Below are 26639 nucleotides of genomic sequence, written 5' to 3' on the forward strand. Positions count from 1 at the left end.
GCCACCTTCTCCCACAAGGGGAGAAGGAAGCTGTCACTCGCCCTGCGGCTTGAACCCCGTTTCGACTTTCAGGAAGGCGATCACGTCCCGACGGTCCGTGGCGTCGGGCAGGCCGGCGAAGCTCATCTTGTTGCCGGGCAGGAAGGTGCGCGGGTTCTGCAGCCAGTGGTCCAGGGTTTCGGCGTCCCAGGCGAAGTCGGCCGTCCGCATGGCGTGGGAATAGCTGTACTTGTCCCGCGCGCCCGCCTTGCTGCCGAACACGCCATAGAGGTTGGGGCCCGTCATGTTCGGTCCGCCCGGCGTGATGGTGTGGCACGAGCGGCAACGGGCGAAGGCGCGGCGGCCGTTCTCCAGGTCCGCCTGGTCGTAGGGGGCGGGCAGGGACGCTAGCAGGGCGACCTTCTCTGCCTCGGTCGGCGTGGGGGGCTTGGGGGATTCGGCCGCGCCGGTTCCCGAACCTTCGGCGCCTTGGCTGCAGGCCGCGAGGCCCAGAGCGGCTGTTAGCGCAGCGGCCAGCACGACGGCCGAGCCAGACGCGCGGCGGATCGAGGGGAAGGACGAAAAACGGAACATGACGCACTCCTTGGCCGACGGTCATGCTTTAGCCGATGGAGGCGGCGCCGCAATGGACAGCTTGTCCAAGCGGAAGCGGCGCCTCAGCGCCCGGTGGTCAGCTTCACCACGATGTGGGCGGTGGTGTCGATGATGGCCTCGGGCGTGTCGGCGCGGCGCATCAGTTCGAAGCCCGCCGCAACGGATTCCACCAGGTTCGCCGTCTCATAGGAGGTCAGGCGGGGATTGAGGCCCTCGGGATGCAGGCCGCTGGCGTGGGCCTGGGCGATGCGGCGTTCCAGCGCCAGGTGCAGGCGACGCAGGCGGCGGATGCGGCTCTCGGCGAAGGCGGGCTCGCCCATGTCGGCCAGCATGTGCTCGACCCGCAGCACCGGGCCGTGGTCGCTCCACAGGCCCAGCACTTCCAGAACATAGGCGCGGGCCGCCTCGAAGGCGCGCTCGCCGGACCAGTCGGCGTGGATGTGCGAGGCCAGCCGCTGAAAGTCCTCGCCCGCCTCTTCGCACAGCAGCAGCAGCCCTTCCTCCACCGAGGCGAAGTAGGTGTAGAAGGTCGGCGCCGACACCCCCGCAGCAACCGCCACGTCGGCCGGACGGATTTCGCCCAGATGCTTGCTGTTCAGCAGACCGCGCAAAGCGTCCAGCAGGGCGCGCCGGGTTCGGGCGCCCCGCGTTCGGATCCTGTGACCCAGCTTGTTGGTCGTCTCGGACATGAGGGAGGCGGCCGAAGTTGCGATGGAAACGGGCCGGGAAGGGGAGAAGATGAAGGCCTAGCGGCTTCCACCTTCTGCGACAAGCACGACTCAAGCCGGGGCCGGCCTTACAGCGTGGCGCAGACCTCGACTTCGTCGCCGAAGAATCCGCCCGTGGGCACGAACCCCAGGCGGCGATAGAAGCCCTCGGGACTGCCTTCGCCGAGGCCGTAGCTGGTGTAGAGCGTGGCGTAGCCGCGTCGGCGCAGGCGCTGCTTCACCATCTCGACGACGCGGCGACCGACGCCTGCGCCCTGGTGCGGGCCTGCGATCATCAGGCGCCACAAATAGGGGCCGTCGCAGTCGATGCCGTCGTCCCACTCGTCTCCGTCGTTGACCATGACGAAACCGACCAGGGTCTCGTCCAGATAGACCGCGCGAAACCAGGCGGCGTCCGAACAGAAGCCTTCGGCGATGGACACGCCGTTGTCGGCCACCACGGCCCGTTGCGTCGGAGACAGGGTCTCGCTGAGTTCGCAGACTTCGCTGACGTTTTCCGAGGTGATGCGACGGAAGGTGATTTCGTTTTCAGGGGACATGGACGGCATATTGCAAAGCCTCTCCATGCTTCGCCCTGCGACGGATGGACGCCGGACGTCTGAGGCGTCGGAAGGGGGAGGCTCTTGTCTCGCGAAGGCCACGATTGGACCGTCCGCCTCCCCGCGGGTCTGAGTTCAGCGTACCGTTAGTTCAGCGCGCGGCATTTGGAGGTGGAGTTGTTCATGGCCGGGTCGTCGATCATGCAGATGACGTATCGGTTTCCGTTCGTGAGAATGAAGGAGAACGACTCTGTATTGGGGTCGAACATCTCGGTCCGATAATTGGCGTGCGAGATGATCTTCCAGCCTGCGTTCAGAAATTCGGTCATTGATTGAGAAAGCGGAACCCAGTCCGTCGCGCGGTGCTGCTGATCGGGAGCCGGCGCCCGCTGCCGCCGTCCCTGGGCCTCGACCACAGTCGGAACCATCACGAGCAGAGCGAGCAGCAGGGTGAACTTTCGCATTCTTCGTCCTCTGGGGCGGCAGGATGGGGCGCGGGCGGCCACAGGCCTCGCGCGCTGAGCGCCATCGGTGGAGGGTAGCGTGAAGAATCACGATCCGTCGATACGGATATCGGCGTCGCATCTCGCGACGCGCCGACCTGACCATTCCCGTCCTGATCGGGAGAGATGGTGCCGGTTGCAGGAATCGAACCCGCGACCTTCGGTTTACAAAACCGCTGCTCTACCAGCTGAGCTAAACCGGCGTGGCCCGCCTTATGCTGGCGGAATCTGTTTGACGCAAGCACACTGATCGAATGCCTTCGCTGCCCTATCTCGCGCCCATCGTCATGCTGGCGCTGTCCAACGTCTTCATGACCTTCGCCTGGTATGGGCACCTGAAATTCGGGGCCAAGCCGCTGTGGATCGTGGTCCTGATCAGTTGGGGCATCGCCTTCTTCGAATACTGGCTGGCGGTGCCCGCAAACCGCATCGGCCATCAGGTCTATTCGGCGGCCGAGCTGAAGACCATGCAGGAGGTGATCACCCTGCTGGTCTTCGCGATCTTCTCGGTGATGTATCTGGGCGAGAAGCTGACGGTGAACCATCTGATCGGCTTCGCGCTGATCGCCGGCGGCGCCTTTTTCATCTTCAAGGGGCCGCTGTAGGCCGTCAGTCCAGCGCGGCGGCTATCTTTTCCGCTAGCATTTTCAGCTGCTCGGCGTCGGCCATGGGGGCGTGGCCGTGGCCCTTCATCGGACGGTCGGCCCAACGCGGCACGATGTGGAAATGCAGGTGGAAGACCGTCTGGCCGCCGGCGTCGCCGTTGAACTGCATCAGGCTGAGGCCTTCGGGCTTCAGCGCCGTTTCAACCGCGCGGGCGGTGCGCTGGACGGCGGCGGTCAGGGTGACCAGGGCCTGCGGCTCGATCTCCAGGATATTGCGGGCGGCCGAGGTCTTGGACACGACCAGGACGTGGCCCTCGGACTGCGGAAACACGTCCATGAAGGCCAGAACGTTGTCGTCCTCCCACACCTTCACGCTGGGCATGTCGCCGCGCAGGATCTTGGCGAAGATGTTGTCCGGATCATAGGCGCCGTGAAGGCTCATGGGGGGGCTCCTTCGGGGTAGAGCCCTCAGCCTAGCAGGCGATCTTGCCGGACGCACGGAGCGGAACGCCGCGATATGCGCTTATATGGTCAAGGTTCTACTGTTGGAGGCGTCATGCTGGGTTTCATCGTTCAGGCCGTGGTCACGGCGATCGGCCTGTGGGCCTCGGCCAAGCTGGTGCCGGGAGTGGAGTTCACCTCGACCGGGTCGCTGATCGCGGCGGCGGTCATCCTGGGCGTGGTCAACGCCTTCGTGCGGCCGCTGATGGTGATCCTGACCCTGCCGCTGACCATCGTCACCTTTGGCCTGTTCCTGCTGGTGGTGAACGCCGCCATGATCGGGCTGACGGCCATGTTCCTGGGCGGCTTCGTCGTCGACGGTCTGTGGGCCGGGATCGGCGCGGCCATCGTCACCGGCGTGGTCAGCTGGATCGCGGGCGCCCTATTCGGCGGGATGGACGAGCGAGGCCAATAAATTACCCGGATAATATTGACGCGATAATATCGTCCGGATAGTTCCATCCTCAACAAGTGAGGATGGATGATGTCTCTATGCACGGCCTTCAGCGGCCACACGATGATCGCGACCGGGTCTCTGGCCCAGGTAGCTGGTGCGGTGAAGAGCGCGCACGACGCCGGGCAGGCGGTCCTGGTCTTTCGGGACGAGGATGCGCGGCCGGTGGACCTGGATCTGCGCGGCGATCTTGCAGAGGTGCTGGCGCGGCTGCCGCTCGACCCGCCGCAGCCGGAGCCGGAGAAGCGCGGGCCAGGACGGCCCAAGCTGGGCGTGACGCCGCGTGAAGTCACCTTGCTGCCGCGCCACTGGGACTGGCTGGCGTCACAGCCGGGCGGGGCGTCGGTGGCCCTGCGCAAGCTGGTCGAGGCCGCTCTGCGCGAGGCGGAGGGGCCGGACCGGATGCGTCGCAGCCGCGAGGCGGCCTATCGCTTCATGACGGCCGTGGCGGGCGACCTGCCGGATTATGAAGAGGCCGTGCGGATGCTGTTCGCGGGCGACTGGACGGCGTTCGACGCGCGGACGAACGCCTGGCCCGCCGATGTGCGCGATTACGCCCGGCGTCTGGCCGAGCCGGGATGGCGCAACGGCCAGGGACGCTGAGAAACCAGGGACGCTGAGGTCAGCTGGGGCGGATCACCATGCAGGTGACGCGGCGCTCCGACAGAGCCTCGCACGCCGCCTCGGCCGATTGCTGGGTCATGCCGGTGAAGCGCGACCGATACCAGCCGTTCGCCGTCTGCACGTCGCGCTGGGCGCTTGAGAACTGGGTGCGGAAGCGGCGGCTGACGTCGTTCAGCCAGTCGCGGGCGACGGTTTCTTCGCGGAAGGCGCCGACCTGGACGGTCCAGCGACCAGCCGGGGCAGGGGCGGCGGCGCGTGCAGGCGGGGTGCGGGTCGCGCGGGCCGGCGTCGCCGGTGCGGCGGCCGAACCGCCGTTCAGGGCGGCGGTCAGATTCTCGGGCGGGCGGTTCTCGGCGCGGCGCGCCGACGGCGGCGGCGTCACCTCGGTCGGCAGGTTGCGCGGCGGCGGACCAGCGACATAGGCCACCTCGGTCGAGGAGCCGACGCCTTCGCCATCCTCGTCGGATAGGGAGGCGTAGGCGATGGGCGGCGAGGGATCGGCGCTGACGCCATAGCCGCGCTGCTCGAAGAAGGCCTGAGCCAGTTGGATGCGCTCGCCCTGACCGCGGCGGCGCTGCACCTCGAAGCCGGTGTCCATCAGTTCGGCGACATGGTCGTTGCGGCTCTTGGTCGAGCGGCCGCCCATGACGATGGTGATGATCCGCTTGCCGTCGCGCACCGAAGAAGCCGCCAGATTGTAGCCCGAGGCGTTGGTGAAGCCGGTCTTGATGCCGTCATAACCGCGCCCGGTGGCCAGCAGGCCGTTGGTGTTGCGGTAGTCTCGCCCTTTGTAGAACCAGTCGTGCAGGCCGAGGTAGCGGTAGTATTGCGGATAATCGCGCATGACAGCCCGGCTCAGGACCGACAGGTCGCGCGCCGTGGTCGCCTGGCGCGTGTCGGGCAGGCCGTTGGCGGTGGTGAAGCGGGTCTGCTCCATTCCCAGCTCGCGCGCCTTTTCCGTCATCATCTGGGTGAAGCGGCCTTCGGATCCGCCGATGTGCTCGGCGATGACCACGGCCATGTCGTTGGCGCTGCGGACGGCCGTGGCGCGCATGGCGTCATCCAGGCTGATCGTCTGACCGGCGGCCAGGCCCAGCTTGGACGGCGGCTGCGAGGCCGCGCGCGGCGATACGGTCAGATTGTCGTTCAGGTTGACCTTGCCCGACTCCAGCGCCTCGAACGCCAGATACAGGGTCATGACCTTGGTGATGGAGGCCGGATAGCGTCGCGCGTCGGCGAAGCGCGAGAACAGGACTTCGCCCGAGGCGGCGTCCACCACGATGGCGGCGTACCGGCTGTCGGACGACTGCGCTTCTGGCGGCGCGACGCCGATCGTCGGCGTCAGGACGATTCCCCCCAGGACCAGGGCGGCCAGGAAACGACGGCGGAAGATGGCGTTCATGGGCAAGCTACTAGCCTCGTCACTGTGGCGCGAAGACGGCTGCGATCACGCACGTTACAAAGGCTAACATCCGCTTCCTCGGTTTCGAGAGGGTTAACAGCGCGTCAACAGACTTGTGATCACGCCCCGCCGCAGCGGGAAGGTTATCGATGATCATATTGTGCGTCGCACAAATTTCACTTGAAGTTTTTTCGCAGGTGCACCATATCGCCGTTGTCGCGATGGGTTCGCCTGTCGCAAGAACCCTTTTTGCTTCAGGAGACTCCCCATGGCTGACGCCGCTGAGACCGTGAAGAAGACCGTCGAACAAACCACCGCCAAGGCGAAGGCCCAGGCTGAATCCATCCAGGCCGCCGGCGCCAAGGCGTTCCGCGAAGGCGTCGACAAGTCGGTCGCCTCGCTGAGCGAGATCAACGCGCACGGCAAGAAGAACCTGGAAGCCGTGGTCGAATCCGCCGCCGCCGCCCAGAAGGGCGCTGAGGCCCTGTCGCAACAAGCTGTGGCCTACAGCAAGAAGTCCTGGGAAGACGGCGTCGCCGCCGCTCAGTCCTTCTCGCAGGCTCGCTCGGTGCAGGAACTGTTCGAACTGCAGACCAACTGGGCCAAGTCGGCTGCTGAGGCCTATCTGGCCGAGTTCGGCAAGGCGACCGAGACCATGACCGCCTCGGTCAAGGACAGCTTCAAGCCGATCAACGAGCGCGTTTCGGCCGCTGTCGAGCAGTTCCAGGCCGCCCGCTAAGGCGCAACTGCACGCTTAATGCGAACGAGGCCCTGGCGGAGACGCCGGGGCCTTTTTCATGGTTTCTGTTCGGCGCTCATGGGAGCGTGGTCGATGCTGAAGGCGCGGGCCAGCCGCCAGCGCCCGTCCGGCTCCAGCCGCCACAGGACGGAGAAGCGGGCGCGTCCGACCAGGGTTTCCGGCCCGTCGCCCTGCCGTTCGTAGAACAGGTGGCTGCCTTCCTCGACAGCGCCGACGCCGGGGATGGCGTAGACCCGCATCGTGCCAGGCACGAGTTCGCGCCGTGAGCGCCAGGCGTCGGGGGCGGCCCGCGCCGTACAGCCCTTGCGATAGTCGTCGATGAAGCGCGCCCGCGTCGCCGTCAGGCCGCCCCGGTCGTGGTAGAATTCCAGGTCGTCAGTCACAAGATCGGCCAGGGCTTCGGGATCGCACTGGTCGAACATGGTCGAGAACAGGGCCGCGTCCCGTTCGGCGATGATGGGAGCTAGGGCGACGTCATCGGGATGGGCGGCGGGCGCCTGGCCCAGCATCAGGGCGGCGAACAGTCCGGCGATCAGGGGCATGGAGACGATCCGGGGCAGGGAACAGAAGCGCATTGATGCGGTTCCAGAGCTGAGATGTCCCGTGAATCTTTGGTCAGGCGACCGGGGTCACGCAGGCTGTGACTGGACGCATCTACAAATCAGGCCATCATTCCCTATCTGATCTTTTGACACTCCCCGATTACGGACCACGAATGCCTAACAGACGGCCAGGTGAGCAAGGCGGAGGCGCAGGCGCCGCCGTCGTCACCGAGACAAAGCCGAAACTTCAGCGGCCCTCGCTTTATCGGGTGCTGATCCTGAATGACGACTACACCCCCATGGAGTTCGTCATCTACGTGCTGGAGCGGTTCTTCCAGAAGAGCCGCGAGGACGCGACCCGCATCATGCTGCACGTGCACCAGCATGGCGTCGGGGTCTGCGGCGTCTTCACCTACGAAGTGGCCGAAACCAAGGTCGCCCAGGTGGTCGAGACGGCGCGACGCCACCAGCATCCCCTGCAATGCACGATGGAAAAGGACTGAGAGGAACCTGCCATGCCTTCGTTTTCCCGTCCTCTCGAAGAGACCCTGCACCGCGCGGTCCACTACGCCAACGAGCGCCGGCATGAATACGCCACGCTCGAACACCTGCTGCTGGCCCTGATCGACGATCCGGACGCCTCGGCCGTGATGACGGCCTGCAACGTCGATCTGGGCGCGCTGAAGGCGGCGCTCGGCTCCTATGTCGACACCGACCTGGCCGCCCTGGCCACGGCCGATGGCGACGACGCCAAGCCCACCGCAGGTTTCCAGCGCGTGATCCAGCGCGCGGTCATCCACGTCCAGTCGTCCGGCCGCGAGGAAGTGACCGGCGCCAACGTCCTGGTCGCCATCTTCTCCGAACGCGAAAGCCACGCCGCCTATTTCCTGCAGGAGCAGGACATGACGCGCTACGACGCGGTCAACTTCATCGCTCACGGCATCGCCAAGAAGGCCGGGGCCAATGAAGCCCGCTCGGTGCGCGGCGGCTCCAGTCCTGAAGAGGCCGAGGACGGCTCGGTCGTCAAGCAAGGCGGCGAGGCGCTGGAAGCCTATTGCATCGACCTGAACGAGAAGGCCCGCAACGGCAAGATCGATCCCCTGATCGGTCGTCAGGCCGAGGTCGAGCGCTCGATCCAGATCCTGTGCCGCCGCACCAAGAACAACCCGCTTCTGGTCGGCGACCCCGGCGTCGGCAAGACCGCCATCGCTGAAGGCCTGGCGCGCAAGATCGTCAACGGCGAGGTGCCGGAGGTTCTCAAGGGCGCAACCATCTACAGCCTCGACATGGGTTCGTTGCTGGCGGGCACCCGCTATCGCGGCGACTTCGAGGAGCGGCTGAAGCAGGTCGTCAAGGAGTTGGAGAACCACGAGAACGCGGTCCTGTTCATCGATGAAATCCACACGGTGATCGGCGCGGGCGCGACCAGCGGCGGGGCGATGGACGCTTCGAATCTGCTGAAGCCTGCCCTGGCCTCGGGCAGCCTGCGCTGCATGGGCTCGACCACCTATAAGGAGTATCGCCAGCACTTCGAGAAGGACCGCGCCCTGGTGCGTCGCTTCCAGAAGATCGACGTCAATGAGCCGACGATCGAGGACACGGTGAAGATCCTCAAGGGTTTGAAGACGACCTACGAGACGCACCACAAGCTGCGCTACACGGACTCGGCCATCCGCACGGCGGTCGATCTGTCGGCGCGCTACATCACTGACCGCAAGCTGCCGGACAAGGCCATCGACGTGATCGACGAGGCGGGAGCGTCGCAGATGCTGCTGCCGGAATCCAAGCGCAAGAAGGTCATTGGTCAGAAGGAGGTCGAGGCCGTCATCGCCAAGATGGCCCGCATCCCGCCGAAGTCGGTCAGCAAGTCGGACACGGAATCCCTGCGCGAGCTGGAATCCGATCTGAAGCGCGTCGTCTATGGTCAGGAGCAGGCCATCGATCAGGTCTCGGCGGCGATGAAGCTGGCGCGGGCGGGTCTGCGTGATCCGAACAAGCCGATCGGCGCCTTCCTGTTCAGCGGTCCCACCGGCGTCGGCAAGACGGAAGTCGCCAAGCAGCTCGCGGCCACTCTGGGCATCGAGATGCAGCGCTTCGACATGTCGGAATACATGGAGCGCCACACGGTCAGTCGTCTGATCGGCGCGCCTCCGGGCTATGTCGGCCATGACCAGGGCGGCCTGCTGACCGACGCTGTCGACCAGCATCCGCACTCGGTGGTGCTGCTGGATGAGATCGAGAAGGCGCACCCTGACGTCTACAACATCCTGTTGCAGGTGATGGACAACGGGACGCTGACCGACGCCATCGGCAAGAAGGTCGATTTCAGGAACGTCATCCTGATCATGACCACCAACGCCGGGGCCGCCGACAACGCCCGCGCCTCCATCGGCTTCGGCCGGGGCAAGGTCGAGGGCGAGGACGACAAGGCCATCCAGCGCCTGTTCGCGCCGGAGTTCCGCAACCGTCTGGACGCCATCGTGGCCTTCAAGCCGCTGAGCGCCGAGACGATCCGCTCGGTGGTGACCAAGTTCGTGATGCAGTTGGAAGCACAGCTGGCGGATCGCAACATCACCATCGAGCTGACGGACGAGGCGACCGACTGGTTGGCCAAGAACGGCTTCGATGAACTGTATGGCGCACGGCCCCTGGCCCGCGTCATTCAGGAACACATCAAGAAGCCGCTGGCCGACGACATCCTGTTCGGCCGCCTGACTCGCGGCGGTCATGTGAAGGTCGAGCTGAAGGACGGCAAGATCGCCTTCGACATCACCCCGACCAAGGGCGCGGCGGTGAAGGAAGAGGAAGAAGAGACGGCCTGATCTCCCACCAGGCTCAAAGAGAAAGGCCCGGACGTCGCCGTCCGGGCCTTTTTTTGTCGACCGAGGCGTCGCTTAGCGCTTGCGGCCCAGGGCGCCGAGCAGAACCGCCGCGCCGGCGATGATGCCGGTCGTCAGAAGGGGCTTGCGGCGGGCGAAATCCAGACCCTTGCGCGCCGGATCGCGCAGATCGGCGGGGGCCTTGTCCACCATGCCGTCCAAGCCGTCGATGACGCGGCCATAGGCGTTCTTGGCGCGGCCCGAGACTTCCTTGATGGCGCCGTCGACCTGAAGCTTGCTGTCGCCGACCATGCGGCCTACGCCGCGCTGGGCCTTGCCTTCAAATTCTTCGATCGCGCCTTCGATGCGTTGATTTGCCATGACTATTTACCTGTTGGGGAGTGAAACTCTCAAAGGAAGCGCGCAGGAACGGTCACGGTTCCGGTGTTCGTCCAAGGTGCGACGGGATGTCAGCCCTGGCGATAGGGCGACAGTTCCGTGGCCATCGCCTGCATCTCCGCCTTCACCGCCGGACGCTCCTGCTCAAGATAGCGGGCGACCGGATCGCGCAGCGCCGGATCGGCGATGAAATGGGCCGAATAGACCGGGGAGGGCAGGTAGCCGCGCGCGATCTTGTGATCCCCCTGGGCGCCCGCCTCGACCCGCGACAGGCCGCGCGCGATGGCGAAGTCGATGGCCTGATAATAGCACAGCTCGAAATGCAGGAAGGGGCGATCGACCAGCGTCCCCCACTGTCGGCCATACAGCGCCTCACGGCCGATGAAGTTCAGCGCCCCAGCGACCGGCGTCTCGTTCTCGAACGCCATGACCAGGGCGATGCGGTCGGCCATGCTTGCGCCGATGCGGGCGAAGAAGTCGCGCGTCAGATAGGGCCGACCCCATTTGCGGTCGCCGGTGTCCATGTAGAAGGCGAAGAAGGCGTCCCAGTGCGGCGGCGTGATCTCCGCCCCGGTCAGGACGCGGATGTCGAGGCCGTGTTGCGCCTCGCGCCGTTCGCGCCGGATGGTCTTGCGCCGGTTGGACGACAGGGCGGCCAGGAAGTCGTCGAAGGTCCGATAGCCGTCGTTGCGCCAGATGAACTGGATATCGCGGCGCGGCAGCAGGCCTGCCTCGGTCATGGCGCGCCATTCCGCCTCGGTCGGGAAGTTGACGTGCAGGGACGAGACGCCCAGCCGCTCAGTCAACGTCAGCGCGCCTTGCAGCAGGGCCTCGCGCACCGTGGCGGCGTCCGTTCCCGGCGCGTTCAGGAAACGCGGGCCGGTCGCGGGGGTGAAGGGCACGGCGCCCAGCAGCTTGGGATAATAACGCCCGCCCGCGCGCTCATAGGCGTCGGCCCAGCTGTGGTCGAAGACGTATTCGCCCTGACTGTGGCCCTTCAGATAGAGGGGCATGACGCCGATCACGGCGCCGTCTTCATCATGCAGGGACAGATGGCGCGCCGCCCAGCCTTCAGCCGGGACGGCGCTGCCGGACGCTTCGCAGGCGTCGAGGAAGTCGTAGGAAACGAAAGGATCGCCGCTCGGGGCCGCACAGGCGTCCCATGCGTCCCGGCCTACGGCGGCGATGTTGTCGTGCACCTGTAGCGTGAAACCCGACACCTCTATCCTTCTCCCCTCGGGGTAGAAGGTGGGCGCTGAAAGCGCTCGGATGAGGGGGCTGTATCCGCGTGCGAAAGGGTCAAGGATGAGGGCGCAGCACATCGCCCCCTCATCCGTCTCGCTACGCGAGCCACCTTCTCCCCCGAGGGGAGAAGGCAGGTCTTGAGAGGTGTCACTTCACCTCGATGATGGCGTCCACTTCGACGGCGAAGCCGAGCGGCAGCTTGTAGACGCCGACGGCCGAACGCGAGTGCTTGCCCGCGTCGCCGAAGACCTGGACCATCAGGTCCGAGCAGCCGTTGATGACGCCGGGGATGGCTTCGAAGTCCGGTCCGGCCTGGACGAAGCCGCCCAGCTTGACGATGCGGACCACGCGATCCAGGTCGCCGTCGACGGCGGCGTTGATCTGGGCCAGCAGGTTGATGCCGCACAGGCGGGCGGCCTCGGCGGCTTGCTCCGGGGTCACGTCCACGCCGACGGTGCCCTTGATGCCGCCGTTGGCGTCGTTCGACAGCTGGCCCGAGATGAAGATCTGCTCGCCCGAACGGACGTAGGAGACGTAGCTGGCGACCGGCTTGGCCGGTTCCGGCAGGGTGATGCCCAGTTCGGCGATGCGGGCGTGGATGCTCATGTGACGACTCCGTTCAAAGGGGGTTCGGGCGGGGTTTAGCGCGGCGCGGCCGCCACGTCATCCAGCGCGTTCGCCTGGCCGTTTCAAAGCGCGTCCGGCCACCACGGCGGCGACCCCGAACTTGTCGCGCAGGGCGTCGATGGCGGTCTCGGTTTTCAGGGCGCGCGTTTCGGCCGTGGCGAACAGGCCGGCGGGGGCGTCCTGAGCATCGGCGATGTCAGCCATGCCGATGCCGATCAGCCGATAGGGCACGCCCAGTTCCGGCTTCAGCAACTCGCGTCCGGCGGCGAACAGGGCGCGCGCCGTCTGCACCGGATCGGCCAGGGTGACGCGGCGGGTCACGATCTTGAAGTCCGTCTTGCGCAGTTTCAGCACCACGACGCGGCTGGCCACGCCGTCGCGCCGCGCCTTGGAGGCCAGCTTCTCGCACAGGGGCCACAGCTCGGCCTCCAGCGCCTCGGCGGTGGTCAGGTCGTCGTTGAAGGTGGTCTCGGCGCTCATGCCGCGCCGGTCGTGGTCGGGGTTCACCGGGCGGCTGTCGCGGGCGTGGCTGAGATCGTGCAGGCGCAGGCCCGTCTCGCCATAGCGCCGGATCAGATCCTTTACGTCGGCAGAGGCCAGATCGCCGATCACAGCGAAGCCGTCCGAGCGCAGGGTGCGGCCGAACACCGGCCCGACGCCGGGCAGGGTGGTCACGGGACGCGGCGCCAGCAGGCCTTGCGCCTCAGCGACGCCGATCACTGAAAAGCCGCGCGGCTTGTCCAGTTCGGACGCGATCTTGGCCAGGAAGCGGTTGGGCGCCAGGCCGATGGAGACGCTGAGCCCCGTCTCGTCCTCGATCCATTTCTGCAGGCGCGCCAGCTGGAAGGCGGGCGGGCCGCCGTTCAGCCGCTCGGTGCCCTTCAGGTCGATCCAGGCTTCGTCCAGCGACAGGGTCTGGACCAGCGGCGTCAGGCGATGGACGGCGCCGAAGATGCGCTCGCTCTCGGCCACATATTTTCGAAAGTCCGGCTTGATCACCACGGCGTCGGGACAGGCCTTCAACGCCTTGAACATCGGCATGGCCGAACCGACGCCATACAGCCGCGCTACATAGCAGGCGGTGGAGACGACGCCCCGCTTGCCGCCCCCGACGATCACCGGCTTGTCGCGCAGCTCTGGCCGATCGCGCTTCTCGACCGAGGCGTAGAAGGCGTCGCAGTCCATGTGGGCGATGTGCAGATCGCTCAGCTCGTCATGGGCGATCACCCGGCGCGAGGCGCAGGCGGGACACCGCGCGACCTTGCGGTCGCCGGTCCACAGACAGTCGCGGCAGAGGGCCGTGAGGGCCACGCATGAACTCCGTTTGTCTCAGCTTCACGCCAACTTAAGACTGGCGCCGCCACAGTGCACTCAAGAAGGCGTAACAGCCCGCCGCGAAAGCGGATGAACAAGAGGCGCAACAGCCGGGTGGCGGATGTCCAAGAAGGTCCTCATCGTCGAGGATAATGAGCTGAACATGAAGCTTTTTCATGATCTGCTCGATTCTCAGGGGTATGAAGTGCTGCAGACCCGCGAAGGGCTGCAGGCGCTGGCGATTGCGCGCGAGCACCGCCCCGATCTGATCCTGATGGATATCCAATTGCCGGAGATCTCGGGCCTTGAAGTCACCAAATGGCTCAAGGACGACGAAGAGCTGAACCATATCCCCGTCATCGCCGTTACAGCCTTTGCCATGAAGGGTGATGAGGAACGGATACGGCAGGGGGGCTGCGAAGCTTACATCTCCAAGCCCATTTCAGTCATTTCCTTCCTGGAGACGGTGCGCAGGCACCTTGGTCAGGGGGCGGCATGAGCGCGCGAATCCTGGTGGTCGACGACGTTGAGGCGAACGTCCGGCTGCTCGAAGCCAAACTGACTCTCGAATACTACGACGTGCTCACCTGCCATGACGGCGCGACCGCCATCGCCCTGGCCGGCGCCGAGCAGCCGGATCTGATTCTGCTCGACGTGATGATGCCGGGAATGGACGGCTTCGAGACCTGCCGTCGGATCAAGGCGGCGGCTGAGACGCGCCATATCCCGGTGGTGCTGGTGACGGCGCTGGATGGGCGGCACGATCGGATCAAGGGCCTGGAGGCTGGGGCCGACGACTTCCTGTCCAAGCCGCTGGACGACGTGATCCTGATGGCGCGGGTCCGCAGCCTGACCCGGCTGAAAATGGTCATGGACGAACTGCGCGAGCGCGAGGAGAGCGGGCGCCGGGTCGGCGTCGACACCGGCGGCGTGGCGCGGCTCAAGGGTTCGGGCGGACGCGTTCTGATCGTCGATGACAATACGCTTCAGGCTCAGGTGATCGCGCAGGAGCTGTCGCGGGAGCACCGCCCCATGATCGAGCCCTCGGCCGAGGCGGGGCTTGAGACGGCGCGCGGTCCGGTCGATCTGGTGATCGTCAACATCACGTCCGAACGGTTCGACGGCTTGCGCCTGATCGCCCAGCTTCGTTCCAAGGAGCCGACGCGGCGCCTGCCGGTATTGGCCGTGGTGGACACCCAGGATCGGCCGCGCCTGCTCAAGGCGCTGGAACTGGGCGCGCACGACCTGTTGATCCGTCCCATCGATCCCGAGGAACTGGCGGCGCGGGTGCGGACCCAGGTGCGGCGCAAGCGTTACGGCGACTTCCTGCGCGAGAAGCTGGACCACAATCTGGAGATGGCGGTCACGGACCCCCTGACCGGCCTGCATAACCGTCGCTACATGAACGGCCAACTGGACGCCCTGGTGGCGCGCGCCAATCGCGGCGGCGACCCGGTGGCGGTTCTGGTGCTGGACATCGACCACTTCAAGGCGGTCAACGACAGCCTGGGCCACGACGCGGGCGACGAGGTTCTGCGCGAGTTCTCCGTGCGGCTGGCGACCAATGTGCGGGCCGTGGACCTGCCGTGCCGGTTCGGCGGCGAAGAGTTCGTGGTGGTCATGCCCGGCACGACGCTGGAGGACGCCCATCGCATCGCCGAGCGGATTCGCCGGGACGTCGGCGCCTCGGCCTTCCGCATCCTGGGCGGCGAGCCGTTGAGCATCACCGTCTCGGTCGGCGTGGCGGCGACGAGGGGAGCGGACGACACGCCGGCCTCCCTGCTGAAGCGCGCCGACGAAGGCGTCTATGAGGCGAAGAAGGCCGGCCGCAATCGGGTGGTGGCGCGCGCCGCCTGACGCGTCTGTCGTCGCATTACGGACAACGAAAAACGCCCGGTCCTGCGACCGGGCGTTTCGATTCTTGCAGGTTCAAGCGGGGGTTAAACCCTTACTTGATCTTGCCTTCCTTGAACTCGACGTGCTTGCGGACGACCGGGTCGTACTTCTTGACGACCATTTTCTCGGTCATCGTACGTGCGTTCTTCTTGGTGACGTAGAAGAAGCCGGTGTCGGCGGTGGAGTTCAGGCGGATCTTGATGGAAGCCGGTTTGGCCATCGGAAGTACCTTTGCGACGGCGAAAGCCGCATGAAACGAGAGGCGCGGAACATACTCAGGACGGGCTCAAAGTCAACGGTTTCGATGTCGCGTTGAGCGGGGCCGCAGAAGCGCTAGTGTTTCGCCATGAAAACGCCCGACTTCAAGCCCGCCCACGCCCTGTCCGTCGCCGTCATTGCCGCCGGATTGACCCTGTCCGCCTGCTCGTCCGAGCCTGCGGCACCCGCCGCTACGCCCGATGCGGCTGCGGCTGCGGCCACGGCGCAGGACGCCTTCTTCGCCAATCTGACCGAACTGTGCGGCCAGCGATTTGAGGGCAAGGTCGTCACGACCGAGGCCGCCGACTCGGACTTCGTCGGCAAGCGCCTGCTGATGCACGTGCGCGACTGCTCGAAGGATGAGATTCGCATTCCCTTCTGGGTCGGCGAAGACCGCTCGCGGACCTGGGTCGTGACCCGCACAGAATCGGGCCTGCGTCTGAAGCACGATCACCGCCAGCCGGACGGCAAGACCGATCCGCTGCACTGGTACGGCGGCGACACCGTGAACGAAGGCACGGCCGAGCGGCAGGAATTCCCGGTCGATCAGGAATCCATCGACCTGTTCAACGCCCAAGACGCCTCGGTCTCGACGACCAACGTCTGGGCGATGGAGGTCCATCCCAAGCAGACCTTCGCCTATGAACTGCGTCGTCCGAACCGCCACTTCCGCGTCGATTTCGACCTGACCAAGCCGGTCGCCGAATAGGCCGTTAGAGCGCAGTCCACGCGGCCAGGGGCCTGACGGTGGCGCAAGCCGGCCCCCCGTCACGCCCTCGGCCGGGAAGGCGGGCCTCCAACACCTGCCCGGCGCGCGCCAGGGCCAGCAGTTCGGCGGGAATGTCGTGTACGTCGATCTTGGCGCGTCGATCCCAGGCGCTGTCGACGTCGCCTGCGTGTTTGCCGATGCCGATGTAGACGAAGCGCCGTTCGGCGCCTTCGCGACGGACGAACGGACCCGCCAGTCGATCGTCGTCATTGAGCAGGACGGTCACATCCAAAGACAGAGGCGCGTCGTCGGCCGTGACGGCGCCGACAGGCCCGTCCTTATCCTGAAGGCTGTAGCGAATGCCCGGCATGGGGTCGGCGATGGTCAGGCGCAGGGTGATCGGCTGCTTTCCCATCGGCTCAGTTCTGATGGTCGATGACGTGGCGGCCGTGCACCATATGCACGAAGGGCAGGGGGCGTTGCGGCGTCTCCAGCCGCTCGGCGACTTCGCCCAGCACGAAGCGGGTGATGGCGGGCAGGTCCAGCCCTCGCGCCTGGTCCAGCGGAATCCAGGCGATCTCGTCCAGTTCGCCTGAGCCCTCGATGCGGTCGGGATCGCGCAGGGCTTCGACCGGGGCCATGAAGAAGCGGGCGTCGAAGCGGCGCGTGCGGCCCGGCGGGGTGATGGCGCGCGCCACATAGGACAGGACTGACAGATCAGGCAGAGCGCCTGCCTGACGATACTCCCGCCACGGCCCGGCGACTGAAGCGGTAGGCGCTGCGCGGCCCAGGATCAGGCCGGTTTCCTCAAACGTTTCGCGCACGGCGGCCAGGGCCAGCGCGCGGGCGCGACGGGCGGGCATCTCCGCCTGCAATCGTCGTGCGGCGTCGTGCGACAGGGCGCCGTCGTCGGCGGCGTTGAAATCCGCTCGTTCGATGCGTCCGCCCGGAAACACCCACTTCGACGCCATGAAGACGTGCCCCGGCGCCCGGCGGCCCATCAGCACCTCGGGACGCCTAGCGTCGCGGGTCAGGATCAGGGTGGCGGCGTCCTTGGGACGTTGCGCGCCGCCGACACGCGGGGCGTCGGCCAGGTCTTGCGCCGCGTCGAAGGGGAGAGGGTTCACCGCCGCTTACCCTTTCTGACGCCTTTCAGGCCGCCGGAGGGCTTGGCGCCGTTGCGGGGCTTGGGGCCGCCGGGGCGGCCTTTTCCACGCTTGGGCGGGCCGTCTCCACCGCGTCCGCGCATGCCGTAGCGCGGGGCCGGGGCGTTCGGATCGCGCGGATCGGGTTCGGACAGCATTTCCAGCACCAGACCGCCGGTGACGGGCGTGGCCTCCATCAGCCGCACCTCGACGCGGCGGCCCAGCGGGAACCGCTTGCCGGTGCGTTCGCCGACCAGGGCGTGGGTGCGGTCGTCGTGGGTGAAATATTCGTCGCCCAGCGTCGAGACGGGCACCAGGCCGTCGGCCCCCGTCTCGTCCAGCCGTACGAACAGGCCGAAGCGGGTGACGCCGGTGATCCGGCCGCTGAAGGTCGCGCCGACGTGCTCTTCAAGGAAGGCGGCGATGTAGCGGTCCATGGCGTCGCGCTCGGCGGCCATCGAGCGGCGCTCGGTCTCGGTGACGTGATCGGCGATGCCGCCCAGTTCGGCGATCTCGCGGTCGGTCAAGCCGTCCGAGCCCAGGTTCAGCCCCCGGATCAGTCCGCGATGAACGATCAGGTCCGAATAGCGCCGGATCGGCGAGGTGAAGTGGGCATAGCGGTCTAGGTGCAGACCGAAGTGGCCGACGTTCTCGGGGCTGTAGATGGCCTGCATCTGGGTGCGCAGGACGACTTCGTTGACGACCTCGGCGTGCGGCGTGTCGCGGGTTTCTTCCAGCAGTTTGTTGAAGCGCTTGGTGTTCGGCGCCTCGCCCTTGTTCCAGGGCTTTCCAATGGTGTGCAGGAAGTCGGCCAGGTTGAAGATCTTCTCCTGGCTGGGCGTGTCGTGGACGCGATAGATCAGCGGCGTGCGCGTCTTCTCCAGCGTCTCGGCGGCGCAGACGTTGGCCTGGATCATCATCTCTTCGATCAGGCGGTGAGCTTCCAGCGACTTGCGCGGCTCGATGGCGGCGATGCCGCCGTCGGGGGCCATGATGATGCGGCGCTCGGGGCTTTCGATGGCCAGGGGGCTGCGGCGCTCGCGGCCCTTCAGCATGGTGCGGTAGGCGTTCCACAGCGGATAGAGGATCGCCTCCATGATCGGCCCGGTCGCGTCGTCCAGAAGGCCGTCGATGGCGGACTGCGCCTGTTCGTAGGACAGCTTGGCGTGCGAGCGCATCAGGCCGCGCGTGAACTTGTGCCCTGTCTTCCGACCGTCCTTGTCGAAGACCATGCGCACGGCCATGCAGGCGCGGTTCTCGCCCTGCTTCAGGCTGCACAGGCCGTTGGACAGCACTTCGGGCAGCATCGGCTCGACCCGGTCGGGGAAGTAGGTCGAGTTGCCCTTGGCCCGCGCCTCGCGGTCCAGCGCCGTGTTCGGGCGCACATAGGCGGCGACGTCGGCGATGGCGACCCAGACGATCCAGCCGCCCGCATTGGCCGGGTCTTCGTCACGCTCGGCATAGACGGCGTCGTCGTGGTCGCGCGCGTCGGCGGGGTCGATGGTGATGAAGGGGACGTGGCGCAGGTCTTCGCGTCCCTTCAGTGTCGGGACCGCCTGTTCCTCGGCCTCGCGCTCGACGGCTTCAGAGAAGCCGGTCGGCACGCCGTGGGCGTGGATGGCGATGATGGAGGCGGCGCGCGGGTCGTCCTCGCGGCCGATGTTCTCGAGGATCTTGCCGCGCTTGGGACCATAGCGATGCTCGCCCTTCTCGACGGCGGCCAGCACCAGATCGCCGTCGCGCAGGTCCGTCGCCTGGACGGCGGGGACCAGAAGGACGTCCTTGGAGCGCTTGTCGACCGGCTCGACCCGCGTCTCGCGCGCTGATTTTCGGATGACGCCCAGCATACGGTTGGTCCCGGCGTCCAGCCGTTTGACCAGGCGCGCCTCCCAGCCTTCGACGCCCCGGCTGAACTTGACCAGCAGGCGGTCGCCCATGCCGGGCGCCGGGCCGCGACCTTCGCGGTCAGGCATCAGGACGGCGCGCGGCGCGTCATCGCTGCTCTTGACCAGTTCGACGTACAGCTCGCCGTCGGCGTCGCGATCCACCACGTCGACCACGCCGACCGGGGGCAGGGCGCCGGCTTCGGAAAAGCCCTTGCGGCCGCGCTTGCCCAGGCGGCCCTCGGCCTCCAGCTCCTTCAGCATTTCGCGCAGGGCGCGGCGCTCGGCGCCCTTCAGGCCGAAGGCGCGGGCGATGTCGGCCTTTTCGGCTTCTCCGGCCTCGCGCAGGAAGGCGACGAGGGATTCTTTGTCGGGCAGGCCCGCGACGGGGCGTTTCGGTGTCTTGACCATTGCGCCCTTTCTAACGCGCTTCGCGGCGAAAGGGTGAAAACTTGCATGAGTTGACCGCGAGGGGCGCGACGCCCAGCTTCACTCGAAACCCGTGCAACGGAGCCTGCCTTCATGTCGATGTCCGACGCCCCTGTCCTGTCCCGCCCTGTGGGGTCGCTGCTGGACCTGATCGGCAAGACGCCGATGGTCGAGGTGACGCGGATCGACACCGGCCGCTGCCGTCTGTTCCTGAAGCTGGAGAGCCAGAACCCCGGCGGCTCCATCAAGGACCGCATCGCCCTGTCGATGATCGAGGCGGCCGAGAAACAGGGCTGGCTGAAGCCCGGCGGCACCATCGTTGAGGCCACGGCCGGCAACACCGGCCTGGCCCTGACCCTGGTCGGCAAGCAGAAGGGCTACAACGTCCTGCTGGTCATTCCCGACAAGATGTCGAAGGAGAAGATCCAGCACCTGCGCGCCATGGGCGCCGACGTGCGCCTGACCCGTTCGGACGTGCCGCACGGCCACCCCGAATACTATACTGACATGGCCGAGCGCCTGGCTCAGCAGATTCCGGGCGGCTATTTCGTCAACCAGTTCGCCAACGACGCCAACTCCGAGGCCCACTTCAAGACGACCGGGCCCGAAATCTTCGAGCAGATGGACGGGGACATCGACGCCTTCGTCGCCGGCATCGGTTCGGGCGGAACGATCACGGGCAACGCTCAGTATTTCAAATCGCAGGGCTCGAAGGCGAAGATCATCCTGGCCGACCCGGTCGGTTCGGCCCTGGCGGGCCTGATCAACGAGGGTGTCGCCGGGCCGGACGGCAGCTATACCGTCGAAGGCATCGGCCAGAACTTCATGCCGGACACCGCCGACGCCGACCTGATCGATGTCGCCTATTCCATCCCCGACGCCGAGGCGATCGCCACGGTGCGCGAGCTGCTGCTGAAGGAAGGCATCCTGGCGGGCTCGTCGTCGGGCACCCTGATCGCCACGGCCCTGCGCTGGTGCCGCGAGCAGACGGAACCGAAGCGGGTCGTGACCTTCGTCTGCGACACCGGCGCCAAATACCTGTCCAAGGTCTACAACGACGCCTGGCTGGCCGATCAGGGCCTGACCCAGCGCGAACTGCACGGCGACCTGTCGGATCTGATCAACCGCAAATACGCCGCCGGCGACGTGGTGGTGATCGGGCCGGAAGACACGCTGGACACCGCCTTCAAGCGGATGCGCGGCGACGGCCTGTCGCAACTGCCGGTCATCCAGGACGGGCGTCTGGTAGGGATTCTGGACGAGAGCGACATCGTTCACATCATGAACACCGACGACATCACGCGTCAGGAACGCTTCGCCAAGCCCGTGTCCTCGGCCATGACGCGCGACCTGGACACGCTTCAGGTGACGGAGTCCCTGGACGCCCTGATCCCGGTCTTCGACCGCGACCGCGTCGCCATCGTGCTGGACGGCGAGACCTTTGTCGGCCTGATCACCCGCACCGACCTGATCAACCACCTCAGCCTGAACCGGTAAGCCCATGTCTGAACTGAAGAACCGCCAGGGCTTCTCGACCCGCGCCATCCACGCCGGCCAGAAGCCCGACCCGACCACGGGTGCGGTGATGACGCCGATCTACGCCACCTCGACCTACGCCCAGGAAAGCCCCGGCGTGAACAAGGGTTATGAGTATGCGCGCGGCAAGAACCCAACGCGCGAGGCCTTCGAGGCCTGCATCGCCGATCTGGAAGGCGGGGTTCAGGCCTTCGGCTTCGGCTCGGGCATGGCGGCGACCTCGACGGCGCTGGAACTGCTGGACGCCGGGTCGCACATCGTCACGGGCGACGACCTGTACGGCGGCTCGTGGCGGCTGTTCGAGCGGGTGCGGCGCCGGTCGATGGGGCTGGACTTCAGCTATATCGACCTGACCGACCTGGCGGCCGTCGAGGCGGCGATCACGGACAAGACGCGGATGCTGTGGGTCGAAACCCCCACCAACCCGCTGATGAAGCTGGCCGACATCGAGGCTCTGTCGAAGATCGCCAAGGCGCACAAGCTGATCCTGGTGGTCGACAACACCTTCGCCACGCCGTGGAGCCAGCAGCCGCTGGCGCTGGGCGCCGACGTGGTCATGCACTCGGCGACCAAATATCTGAACGGCCACTCCGACATCGTCGGCGGGGTTCTGGTGGCCAAGGACGCCGAGATGGCGGCCCAGCTGAAGTTCCTGCAGAACTCCATCGGCGGCGTCATGGGGCCGTTCGACGCCTTCCTGGCCAACCGGGGGCTGAAGACTCTGGGCCTGCGCATGAAGGCGCACAACGAAAACGCCCTGGCCGTGGCGCGCTGGCTGGAAGACCGGAAAGGCGTCGCCAAGGTCATCTATCCGGGACTGATCAGCCACCCGCAGCACGAACTGGCCGCGCGCCAGATGAACGGTCGCTTCGGCGGCATGGTCACGGTGCTGATCGACGGCGATCTGGAGCGCACCAAGCGCGTACTGGAGCGGGTGCAGGTCTTCACCCTGGCCGAGTCGCTGGGCGGCGTGGAGAGCCTGGTGAACCACCCGGCCATCATGACCCATGCATCCGTGCCTAAGGAGGTGCGTGAGGCCGGCGGCGTCACTGACAACCTGATCCGCCTGTCGGTCGGGGTCGAGGACATCGACGATCTGATCGCGGACCTGGATCAGGCCATCGGCTGACGCTGATTGACGCGCCGGGGTTCAAATCCCCGGCGGCCCTGCCTAGGCTGGGGCCATGTTTGATTTCGACGCCATGCGTGATCGCCTGGCGGAGTTTCCGATCGCGGAGATGCTGATCGGGCTCTGTCTTCTCGCCCTTGTCGCCTTTATCGCGGACTTTGTCGTCCGCCGCATCCTGACCCGGTTGATCCTGAGAGTGGTCGGCCGGGCGGTGCATGATCTCGACGTTCTGCTCAGGCCGGTGGTGCGCAGCTTCACCCGCGTCGTGCCCGCCATCATCATCCATCAGGGCGTCAGCGGCGTGCCGCATCTGGCGCCCGGCTTCGTCACCCTGATCCAGAACGTGGCCGGGGCCTTCATGATCGTGGCTGTGGCTATCGGCATAGGCGCCGGCCTGGACATGGCCAACGCCCTCTACGCCCGCTCGCCGCGCGCGCACCGGCGCAGCATCAAGGGCTATCTGCAGGTCCTGAAGATCGTCATCTACGCCATCGCCACCATCCTGGTGATCGCGGCCCTGATCGATCGTTCGCCCTTGCTGCTGCTGTCGGGTCTCGGGGCGCTGGCGGCGGTTTTGATGCTGGTGTTCAAGGACACCATCCTGTCGCTGGTGGCGTCGGTTCAGCTGAATTCCAACGACATGCTGCGCGTCGGCGACTGGATCGAGATGCCCCAGGTCAACGCCGACGGCGACGTCATCGACATCGCCCTGCACACGGTGAAGGTCCAGAACTGGGACAAGACCATCACCACCATCCCGACTTGGCGGCTGATCAGCGAGTCCTATCGCAACTGGCGCGGGATGCAGGACAGCGGCGGACGGCGCATCAAGCGGTCGCTGCTGATCGACCAGACCAGCGCGCGCTTCCTGACCGAGGCCGAGCGCGAGCGGATGCGGCGCTTCCTGCTGATCGACGACTACCTGGCGGACAAGAGCGCAGAGATGGCCGACTGGAACGCCAAGCTGGTCGCGGCCGGGCGCGATCCGGTCAATATGCGGCGCTCGACCAATATCGGCGCCTTCCGCGCCTATGTGCAGAACTATCTGGAGAGCCACCCCGGCATTCGCCAGGACATGACGCTGCTGGTGCGTCAGTTGCAGCCGACCGAGACGGGGCTGCCGCTGGAGATCTACGCCTTCACCGCCACCGTGGCCTGGGCCGAGTATGAGGCGATCCAGGGCGATATCTTCGATCACCTGCTGGCGATCCTGCCTGAGTTCGGCCTGCGCCTGTTCCAGTCGCCCAGCGGCGCGGACTTCGGCCCGTTGCGGCCCTTGGCGATCGCAGCCTAGGGCGCAAAAGAAAAGCGCGCAGAGGGCGGACCCTCTGCGCGCTTCAATCCTGTCATCGCCGGCCCGTCATTGCTGACGTGGTCGGCGATGGAGCCGGATCAGCCTTCGGTCTTCAGTTGACCAGCCGATTCCTTGCCCGAGCGACGGTCGCGCTCGATTTCGTAGGAAACCTTTTGGTTTTCGTCCAGGCCGCGCAGGCCGGCTTGTTCAACAGCCGAGATGTGGACGAAGACGTCCTTGCCGCCGTCGTCCGGCTGGATGAAGCCGTAGCCCTTGGTGGAGTTGAACCATTTAACAGTGCCGGTAGCCATTTTCAGGACCTCCGCTAGAAGTTGGCCTCAGAGAACGTCCCTGAAGACCTGTCGGGTCTGTATGGATCGGCTTAGACCTCGGTGCGCGGGGCAGAAGGCAGAGCGTTACGCAGAGAGATCGACCCCTCTAGGGTGGACCCTCTGGTGTTCTAATGCAAGAGCCGGGGCGTCAGGGCTCGGCCGTTTCCGGCGGCGACACCCAGTTCTCCTGACACAGCTTACGCAAGGCCGAGGTGATGGTCGAGCCGTAGAGCGCATCCTGAATCCGCTCATAGCCCTCCAGTTTCAGGGCCTGTTTGACATCCCCCACTGTCCGGCAGGAGCCGCTTTCGGCCAGTTGGTACGCACGTTCCAAAGTCGTCGGTCGAAAAGTCATGACCGCAGCCTAGGCCCTTTCGGGCCAAAGGTGAAACCGGGCGCCTGAAACGCGGCGCGCCGGATCAGAAGTAGACGCTGATCCCGGCGACCAGGGCGTCGGCGTATTGCTCGCCCGGAACCTTGGCGTTGGTGCCGTGCCAGCGCAGTTCGGCCTCCAGCTTGGGCGTCAGGGCGTAGGTCGCGCCGATGTTGTAGCCGGTGTAGTCGACGCTGTTGTCCTGCTCGCGGCGGCCGATCTCGGCCGAGACGTTCAGCTTGTCCGTGAAGTCCCAGCCGCCGCGCATCGCCACCCAGGTCCAGGCCTCGACCGATCCGGCGCCGTCGGGCGAGTGCTGCAGCCGCAGGCGCGCGCTGGCCGGGCCGATCGAGCGCTTCATGTCGGCCGTGAACTCCCAGGCGTTGGCGTCATAGCCGGGGTTGGCGTCCACCCGCCACTTGTGCGCGACGTTCAGGTCGAAGTCGAAGCCGGCCCACTGGGGCTTCACCCCGCCGGTCAGCTCCAGCTCCAGCTCCGAGCCGCCGCTCTTGATCGTTTCGGCGGCGGGGCTGACGTAGAAGAGGCCGCTTTCGCTTTCCCATTCCGCCGCGCCCCACACGAAGGCGTCGCCGTCCGACTTGGAGGCGTCCTTGGAGCGGTTGTCGCTGGCGGCGCCGGCGCTGAAGCTCCAGCGGCCGGGCATCTCTTGCGCCTGGGCCGTCGAGGCCAGGATCAGGAGCGGGGCGGTCGCCAGGACGGTCGTCTTCAGGGCGGTCGTCAGGATGCGCATGGTCGGCCTCGATAGGGGAGTGTCGAGGCCGCTTCCTAGAGGCGCTTCTTGTCGAATTTATCACAGGCTTGCGAAAACTCGTCCGTCAGCCGAGCGACAAGCTGAGCCGTCGTCGGCACGTCGTGGATGGCGCCCGAACCCTGGCCCGCCGACCAGATGGTCTTCCAGGCCTTGGCCTCCTCGCCCATGTCCAGCTTGTGCTCGGGCAGGGATTTGGGATCGATCTTGTTCTCGACCAGGGAGGGAGTCAGGAAGTTGGCCGGAATGCCCGAGACGGCGGGCGTATAGGTGATGTCCGCCGAGCCCGACTGGACGATCAGATCCTTGTAGTGGGGCTGGGCCGCGCTCTCGGTCGTGGCGATGAAACGGGTGCCCATATAGGCGAAGTCGGCCCCCATCATCAGCGCCGCCGCCACGTCCTGGCCGGTCGACAGGGCGCCCGCCAGGATGATGGTCCCGTCATAGAAGCTGCGGACCTCATTGATCAGGGCGAAGGGGTTCACCACGCCGGCGTGCCCGCCCGCGCCGTTGGCGACCAGGATCAGCCCGTCGACGCCCGCCTCGGCCGCCTTTCTCGCATGACGCACATTGGCGATGTCGTGGAAGACCACGCCGCCGTAGCCGTGCACCGCATCCACCACGTCGCGCACGGCGCCGAGCGAGGTGATGATCAGCGGCACCTTCTCCTCGACCGAGACCATCATGTCGGCCATCAGGCGCGAGTTGGTTGGGTGGATGATGTGGTTGACGCCGAAGGGGGCGGCGTCGGGCGCCAGGCGCGACTTGATCTCTTGCAGCCATTCCCGATAGCCCTCCGTCGTGCGCTGGTTCAGCGAGGGGAAGGTGCCGATCACGCCCGCATTGCAGGCCTCGACCACCAGATCCGGCCCGGACACCAGAAACATCGGCGAGGCGATCACCGGCAGCTTCAGGCCGGACTGGAGGGAAGCAGGAATGGCCACGGGTCGTCTCTCCTGGGTTGCTTTTGGCTACGCTAACCGGCTGTCGTCAGGGAAGGCAATGCATTCAGCTTCCTTCTCGCCTTGTGGGAGAAGGTGGCGCGCGTAGCGAGACGGATGAGGGGTGTGAGCACCCCGGCGTCCAATGATCGCGCGGTTGAAGAGCAGAACAGCGAACCTTGCGCCGACACCCCTCATCCGAGCGCCTCCGGCGCCCACCTTCTCCCACAAGGGGAGAAGGAAAAAAGAGAGTCCAATTCGTCTGAATCGTCTGAAATCCCCCCGCCGC

The 26639-nt window shown here is 66.3% G+C and carries 31 protein-coding genes and 1 tRNA gene; 12 read left to right on the forward strand and 20 right to left on the reverse strand.

What is annotated here, in order from left to right; translation table 11 throughout:
* Positions 1–33: 33 nt before the first annotated feature.
* From FM111_RS12835 to FM111_RS12855, 5 genes are all read right to left on the reverse strand, one after another.
* On the reverse strand, positions 34–573 hold the full coding sequence (locus tag FM111_RS12835; RefSeq protein WP_179205103.1) for a c-type cytochrome: 540 nt from the start codon (positions 571–573) through the stop codon (positions 34–36).
* Positions 574–656: 83 nt separating this feature from the next.
* The gene (locus FM111_RS12840; RefSeq protein WP_087141335.1) at positions 657–1283 is read right to left on the reverse strand and encodes a TetR family transcriptional regulator; all 627 of its coding nucleotides are present in this window, start codon (positions 1281–1283) and stop codon (positions 657–659) included.
* 107 nt (positions 1284–1390) lie between these two features.
* Positions 1391–1861 (reverse strand): GNAT family N-acetyltransferase, encoded by a 471-nt coding sequence (locus FM111_RS12845; protein WP_256968279.1) that lies wholly within the window; start codon positions 1859–1861, stop codon positions 1391–1393.
* Between the two features lie 146 nt (positions 1862–2007).
* A complete protein-coding gene (locus FM111_RS12850) occupies positions 2008–2325 on the reverse strand; it encodes a hypothetical protein (RefSeq protein WP_087141337.1) in 318 nt (105 codons plus the stop codon).
* Between the two features lie 166 nt (positions 2326–2491).
* A tRNA-Thr gene (locus FM111_RS12855) sits at positions 2492–2567 on the reverse strand.
* A gap of 51 nt (positions 2568–2618) precedes the next feature.
* Between FM111_RS12855 and FM111_RS12860 the strand changes: the two genes are divergently transcribed.
* A complete protein-coding gene (locus FM111_RS12860; protein WP_046653721.1) occupies positions 2619–2969 on the forward strand; it encodes a DMT family protein in 351 nt (116 codons plus the stop codon).
* Between the two features lie 4 nt (positions 2970–2973).
* On the opposite strand, the gene FM111_RS12865 is transcribed toward FM111_RS12860, so the two are convergent.
* On the reverse strand, positions 2974–3411 hold the full coding sequence (locus FM111_RS12865; RefSeq protein ID WP_087141338.1) for an HIT family protein: 438 nt from the start codon (positions 3409–3411) through the stop codon (positions 2974–2976).
* 114 nt (positions 3412–3525) lie between these two features.
* Between FM111_RS12865 and FM111_RS12870 the strand changes: the two genes are divergently transcribed.
* Both FM111_RS12870 and FM111_RS12875 read left to right on the forward strand, forming a co-directional pair.
* Positions 3526–3885, forward strand: coding sequence for a phage holin family protein (locus FM111_RS12870; RefSeq protein WP_087141339.1), 360 nt, complete (start codon positions 3526–3528; stop codon positions 3883–3885).
* Positions 3886–3954: 69 nt separating this feature from the next.
* Positions 3955–4527, forward strand: a complete 573-nt coding sequence (locus FM111_RS12875; protein WP_218779223.1) for a DUF2239 family protein — start codon at positions 3955–3957, stop codon at positions 4525–4527.
* 19 nt (positions 4528–4546) lie between these two features.
* On the opposite strand, the gene FM111_RS12880 is transcribed toward FM111_RS12875, so the two are convergent.
* Positions 4547–5950: a D-alanyl-D-alanine carboxypeptidase gene (locus FM111_RS12880; protein WP_087141341.1), complete on the reverse strand. Its 1404-nt coding sequence runs from the start codon at positions 5948–5950 to the stop codon at positions 4547–4549.
* 268 nt (positions 5951–6218) lie between these two features.
* Here FM111_RS12880 and FM111_RS12885 point away from each other — a divergent pair, with 268 nt between their 5' ends.
* On the forward strand, positions 6219–6689 hold the full coding sequence (locus tag FM111_RS12885) for a phasin family protein (RefSeq protein WP_087141342.1): 471 nt from the start codon (positions 6219–6221) through the stop codon (positions 6687–6689).
* A gap of 56 nt (positions 6690–6745) precedes the next feature.
* Here FM111_RS12885 and FM111_RS12890 read toward each other — a convergent pair whose 3' ends face one another.
* Positions 6746–7285: a nuclear transport factor 2 family protein gene (locus FM111_RS12890; RefSeq protein WP_087141343.1), complete on the reverse strand. Its 540-nt coding sequence runs from the start codon at positions 7283–7285 to the stop codon at positions 6746–6748.
* Between the two features lie 140 nt (positions 7286–7425).
* On the opposite strand from FM111_RS12890, the gene clpS reads away from it, so the two are divergent.
* Both clpS and clpA read left to right on the forward strand, forming a co-directional pair.
* Positions 7426–7755 (forward strand): ATP-dependent Clp protease adapter ClpS, encoded by a 330-nt coding sequence (gene clpS / locus FM111_RS12895; protein WP_003164443.1) that lies wholly within the window; start codon positions 7426–7428, stop codon positions 7753–7755.
* Positions 7756–7767: 12 nt separating this feature from the next.
* The gene (gene clpA, locus FM111_RS12900; RefSeq protein ID WP_087141344.1) at positions 7768–10074 is read left to right on the forward strand and encodes an ATP-dependent Clp protease ATP-binding subunit ClpA; all 2307 of its coding nucleotides are present in this window, start codon (positions 7768–7770) and stop codon (positions 10072–10074) included.
* A gap of 72 nt (positions 10075–10146) precedes the next feature.
* Here the strand turns inward: clpA and FM111_RS12905 are convergent, their stop codons facing one another.
* The 4 genes from FM111_RS12905 to FM111_RS12920 all read right to left on the reverse strand — a co-directional run bounded on the left by FM111_RS12905 (position 10147) and on the right by FM111_RS12920 (position 13653).
* Positions 10147–10452: a CsbD family protein gene (locus FM111_RS12905; RefSeq protein WP_087141345.1), complete on the reverse strand. Its 306-nt coding sequence runs from the start codon at positions 10450–10452 to the stop codon at positions 10147–10149.
* Positions 10453–10541: 89 nt separating this feature from the next.
* Entirely contained in the window at positions 10542–11690 is a 1149-nt protein-coding gene (locus FM111_RS12910) for a GNAT family N-acetyltransferase (protein ID WP_087141346.1), read from the reverse strand.
* A 172-nt stretch (positions 11691–11862) separates the two neighbouring features.
* On the reverse strand, positions 11863–12321 hold the full coding sequence (locus FM111_RS12915) for a RidA family protein (RefSeq protein WP_087141347.1): 459 nt from the start codon (positions 12319–12321) through the stop codon (positions 11863–11865).
* Positions 12322–12378: 57 nt separating this feature from the next.
* Complete coding sequence (locus tag FM111_RS12920; protein WP_087141348.1) at positions 12379–13653, reverse strand: DNA polymerase IV; 1275 nt, start codon at positions 13651–13653, stop codon at positions 12379–12381.
* A gap of 124 nt (positions 13654–13777) precedes the next feature.
* On the opposite strand from FM111_RS12920, the gene FM111_RS12925 reads away from it, so the two are divergent.
* Together FM111_RS12925 and FM111_RS12930 are read left to right on the forward strand one after the other, a co-directional pair.
* A complete protein-coding gene (locus FM111_RS12925; RefSeq protein WP_003164449.1) occupies positions 13778–14155 on the forward strand; it encodes a response regulator in 378 nt (125 codons plus the stop codon).
* The gene (locus FM111_RS12930) at positions 14152–15513 is read left to right on the forward strand and encodes a PleD family two-component system response regulator (protein ID WP_087141349.1); all 1362 of its coding nucleotides are present in this window, start codon (positions 14152–14154) and stop codon (positions 15511–15513) included. The genes FM111_RS12925 and FM111_RS12930 overlap by 4 nt, the downstream gene beginning before the upstream one ends.
* A 91-nt stretch (positions 15514–15604) precedes the next feature.
* On the opposite strand, the gene rpmG is transcribed toward FM111_RS12930, so the two are convergent.
* A complete protein-coding gene (rpmG, locus tag FM111_RS12935) occupies positions 15605–15772 on the reverse strand; it encodes a 50S ribosomal protein L33 (RefSeq protein WP_003164451.1) in 168 nt (55 codons plus the stop codon).
* Between the two features lie 126 nt (positions 15773–15898).
* Here rpmG and FM111_RS12940 point away from each other — a divergent pair, with 126 nt between their 5' ends.
* Positions 15899–16519: a hypothetical protein gene (locus tag FM111_RS12940; protein ID WP_087141350.1), complete on the forward strand. Its 621-nt coding sequence runs from the start codon at positions 15899–15901 to the stop codon at positions 16517–16519.
* Positions 16520–16523: 4 nt separating this feature from the next.
* Here the strand turns inward: FM111_RS12940 and FM111_RS12945 are convergent, their stop codons facing one another.
* The 3 genes from FM111_RS12945 to rnr are packed head-to-tail and all read right to left on the reverse strand — an operon-like array spanning position 16524 to position 19958.
* On the reverse strand, positions 16524–16934 hold the full coding sequence (locus FM111_RS12945; protein ID WP_087141351.1) for a DUF5990 family protein: 411 nt from the start codon (positions 16932–16934) through the stop codon (positions 16524–16526).
* 4 nt (positions 16935–16938) lie between these two features.
* Positions 16939–17646 carry an NUDIX hydrolase gene (locus FM111_RS12950; protein WP_087141352.1) on the reverse strand — a complete coding sequence of 236 codons (708 nt, stop codon included), beginning with the start codon at positions 17644–17646 and terminating at the stop codon, positions 16939–16941.
* Positions 17643–19958, reverse strand: a complete 2316-nt coding sequence (gene rnr, locus FM111_RS12955) for a ribonuclease R (protein ID WP_087141353.1) — start codon at positions 19956–19958, stop codon at positions 17643–17645. The genes FM111_RS12950 and rnr overlap by 4 nt, the downstream gene beginning before the upstream one ends.
* 111 nt (positions 19959–20069) lie before the next feature.
* Between rnr and FM111_RS12960 the strand changes: the two genes are divergently transcribed.
* Genes FM111_RS12960 through FM111_RS12970 form a run of 3 tightly spaced genes read left to right on the forward strand, consistent with a single transcriptional unit; the run spans position 20070 to position 23935 of the window.
* Complete coding sequence (locus tag FM111_RS12960; RefSeq protein WP_087141354.1) at positions 20070–21473, forward strand: pyridoxal-phosphate dependent enzyme; 1404 nt, start codon at positions 20070–20072, stop codon at positions 21471–21473.
* A 4-nt stretch (positions 21474–21477) separates the two neighbouring features.
* Positions 21478–22641: a cystathionine gamma-synthase gene (locus FM111_RS12965; protein ID WP_087141355.1), complete on the forward strand. Its 1164-nt coding sequence runs from the start codon at positions 21478–21480 to the stop codon at positions 22639–22641.
* Between the two features lie 55 nt (positions 22642–22696).
* Positions 22697–23935: a mechanosensitive ion channel family protein gene (locus FM111_RS12970; protein WP_087141356.1), complete on the forward strand. Its 1239-nt coding sequence runs from the start codon at positions 22697–22699 to the stop codon at positions 23933–23935.
* Between the two features lie 98 nt (positions 23936–24033).
* Here the strand turns inward: FM111_RS12970 and FM111_RS12975 are convergent, their stop codons facing one another.
* The 4 genes from FM111_RS12975 to FM111_RS12990 all read right to left on the reverse strand — a co-directional run bounded on the left by FM111_RS12975 (position 24034) and on the right by FM111_RS12990 (position 26353).
* Positions 24034–24246 carry a cold-shock protein gene (locus FM111_RS12975; RefSeq protein WP_003164457.1) on the reverse strand — a complete coding sequence of 71 codons (213 nt, stop codon included), beginning with the start codon at positions 24244–24246 and terminating at the stop codon, positions 24034–24036.
* A gap of 169 nt (positions 24247–24415) precedes the next feature.
* Positions 24416–24622 carry a hypothetical protein gene (locus tag FM111_RS12980; RefSeq protein ID WP_087141357.1) on the reverse strand — a complete coding sequence of 69 codons (207 nt, stop codon included), beginning with the start codon at positions 24620–24622 and terminating at the stop codon, positions 24416–24418.
* Between the two features lie 64 nt (positions 24623–24686).
* Complete coding sequence (locus FM111_RS12985; RefSeq protein ID WP_087141358.1) at positions 24687–25391, reverse strand: TorF family putative porin; 705 nt, start codon at positions 25389–25391, stop codon at positions 24687–24689.
* Between the two features lie 35 nt (positions 25392–25426).
* Positions 25427–26353 carry an NAD(P)H-dependent flavin oxidoreductase gene (locus tag FM111_RS12990; RefSeq protein ID WP_087141359.1) on the reverse strand — a complete coding sequence of 309 codons (927 nt, stop codon included), beginning with the start codon at positions 26351–26353 and terminating at the stop codon, positions 25427–25429.
* Positions 26354–26639 lie beyond the last annotated feature (286 nt).

The organism is Brevundimonas diminuta 3F5N (assembly GCF_900163625.1).
Classification (GTDB): domain Bacteria; phylum Pseudomonadota; class Alphaproteobacteria; order Caulobacterales; family Caulobacteraceae; genus Brevundimonas; species Brevundimonas diminuta_A.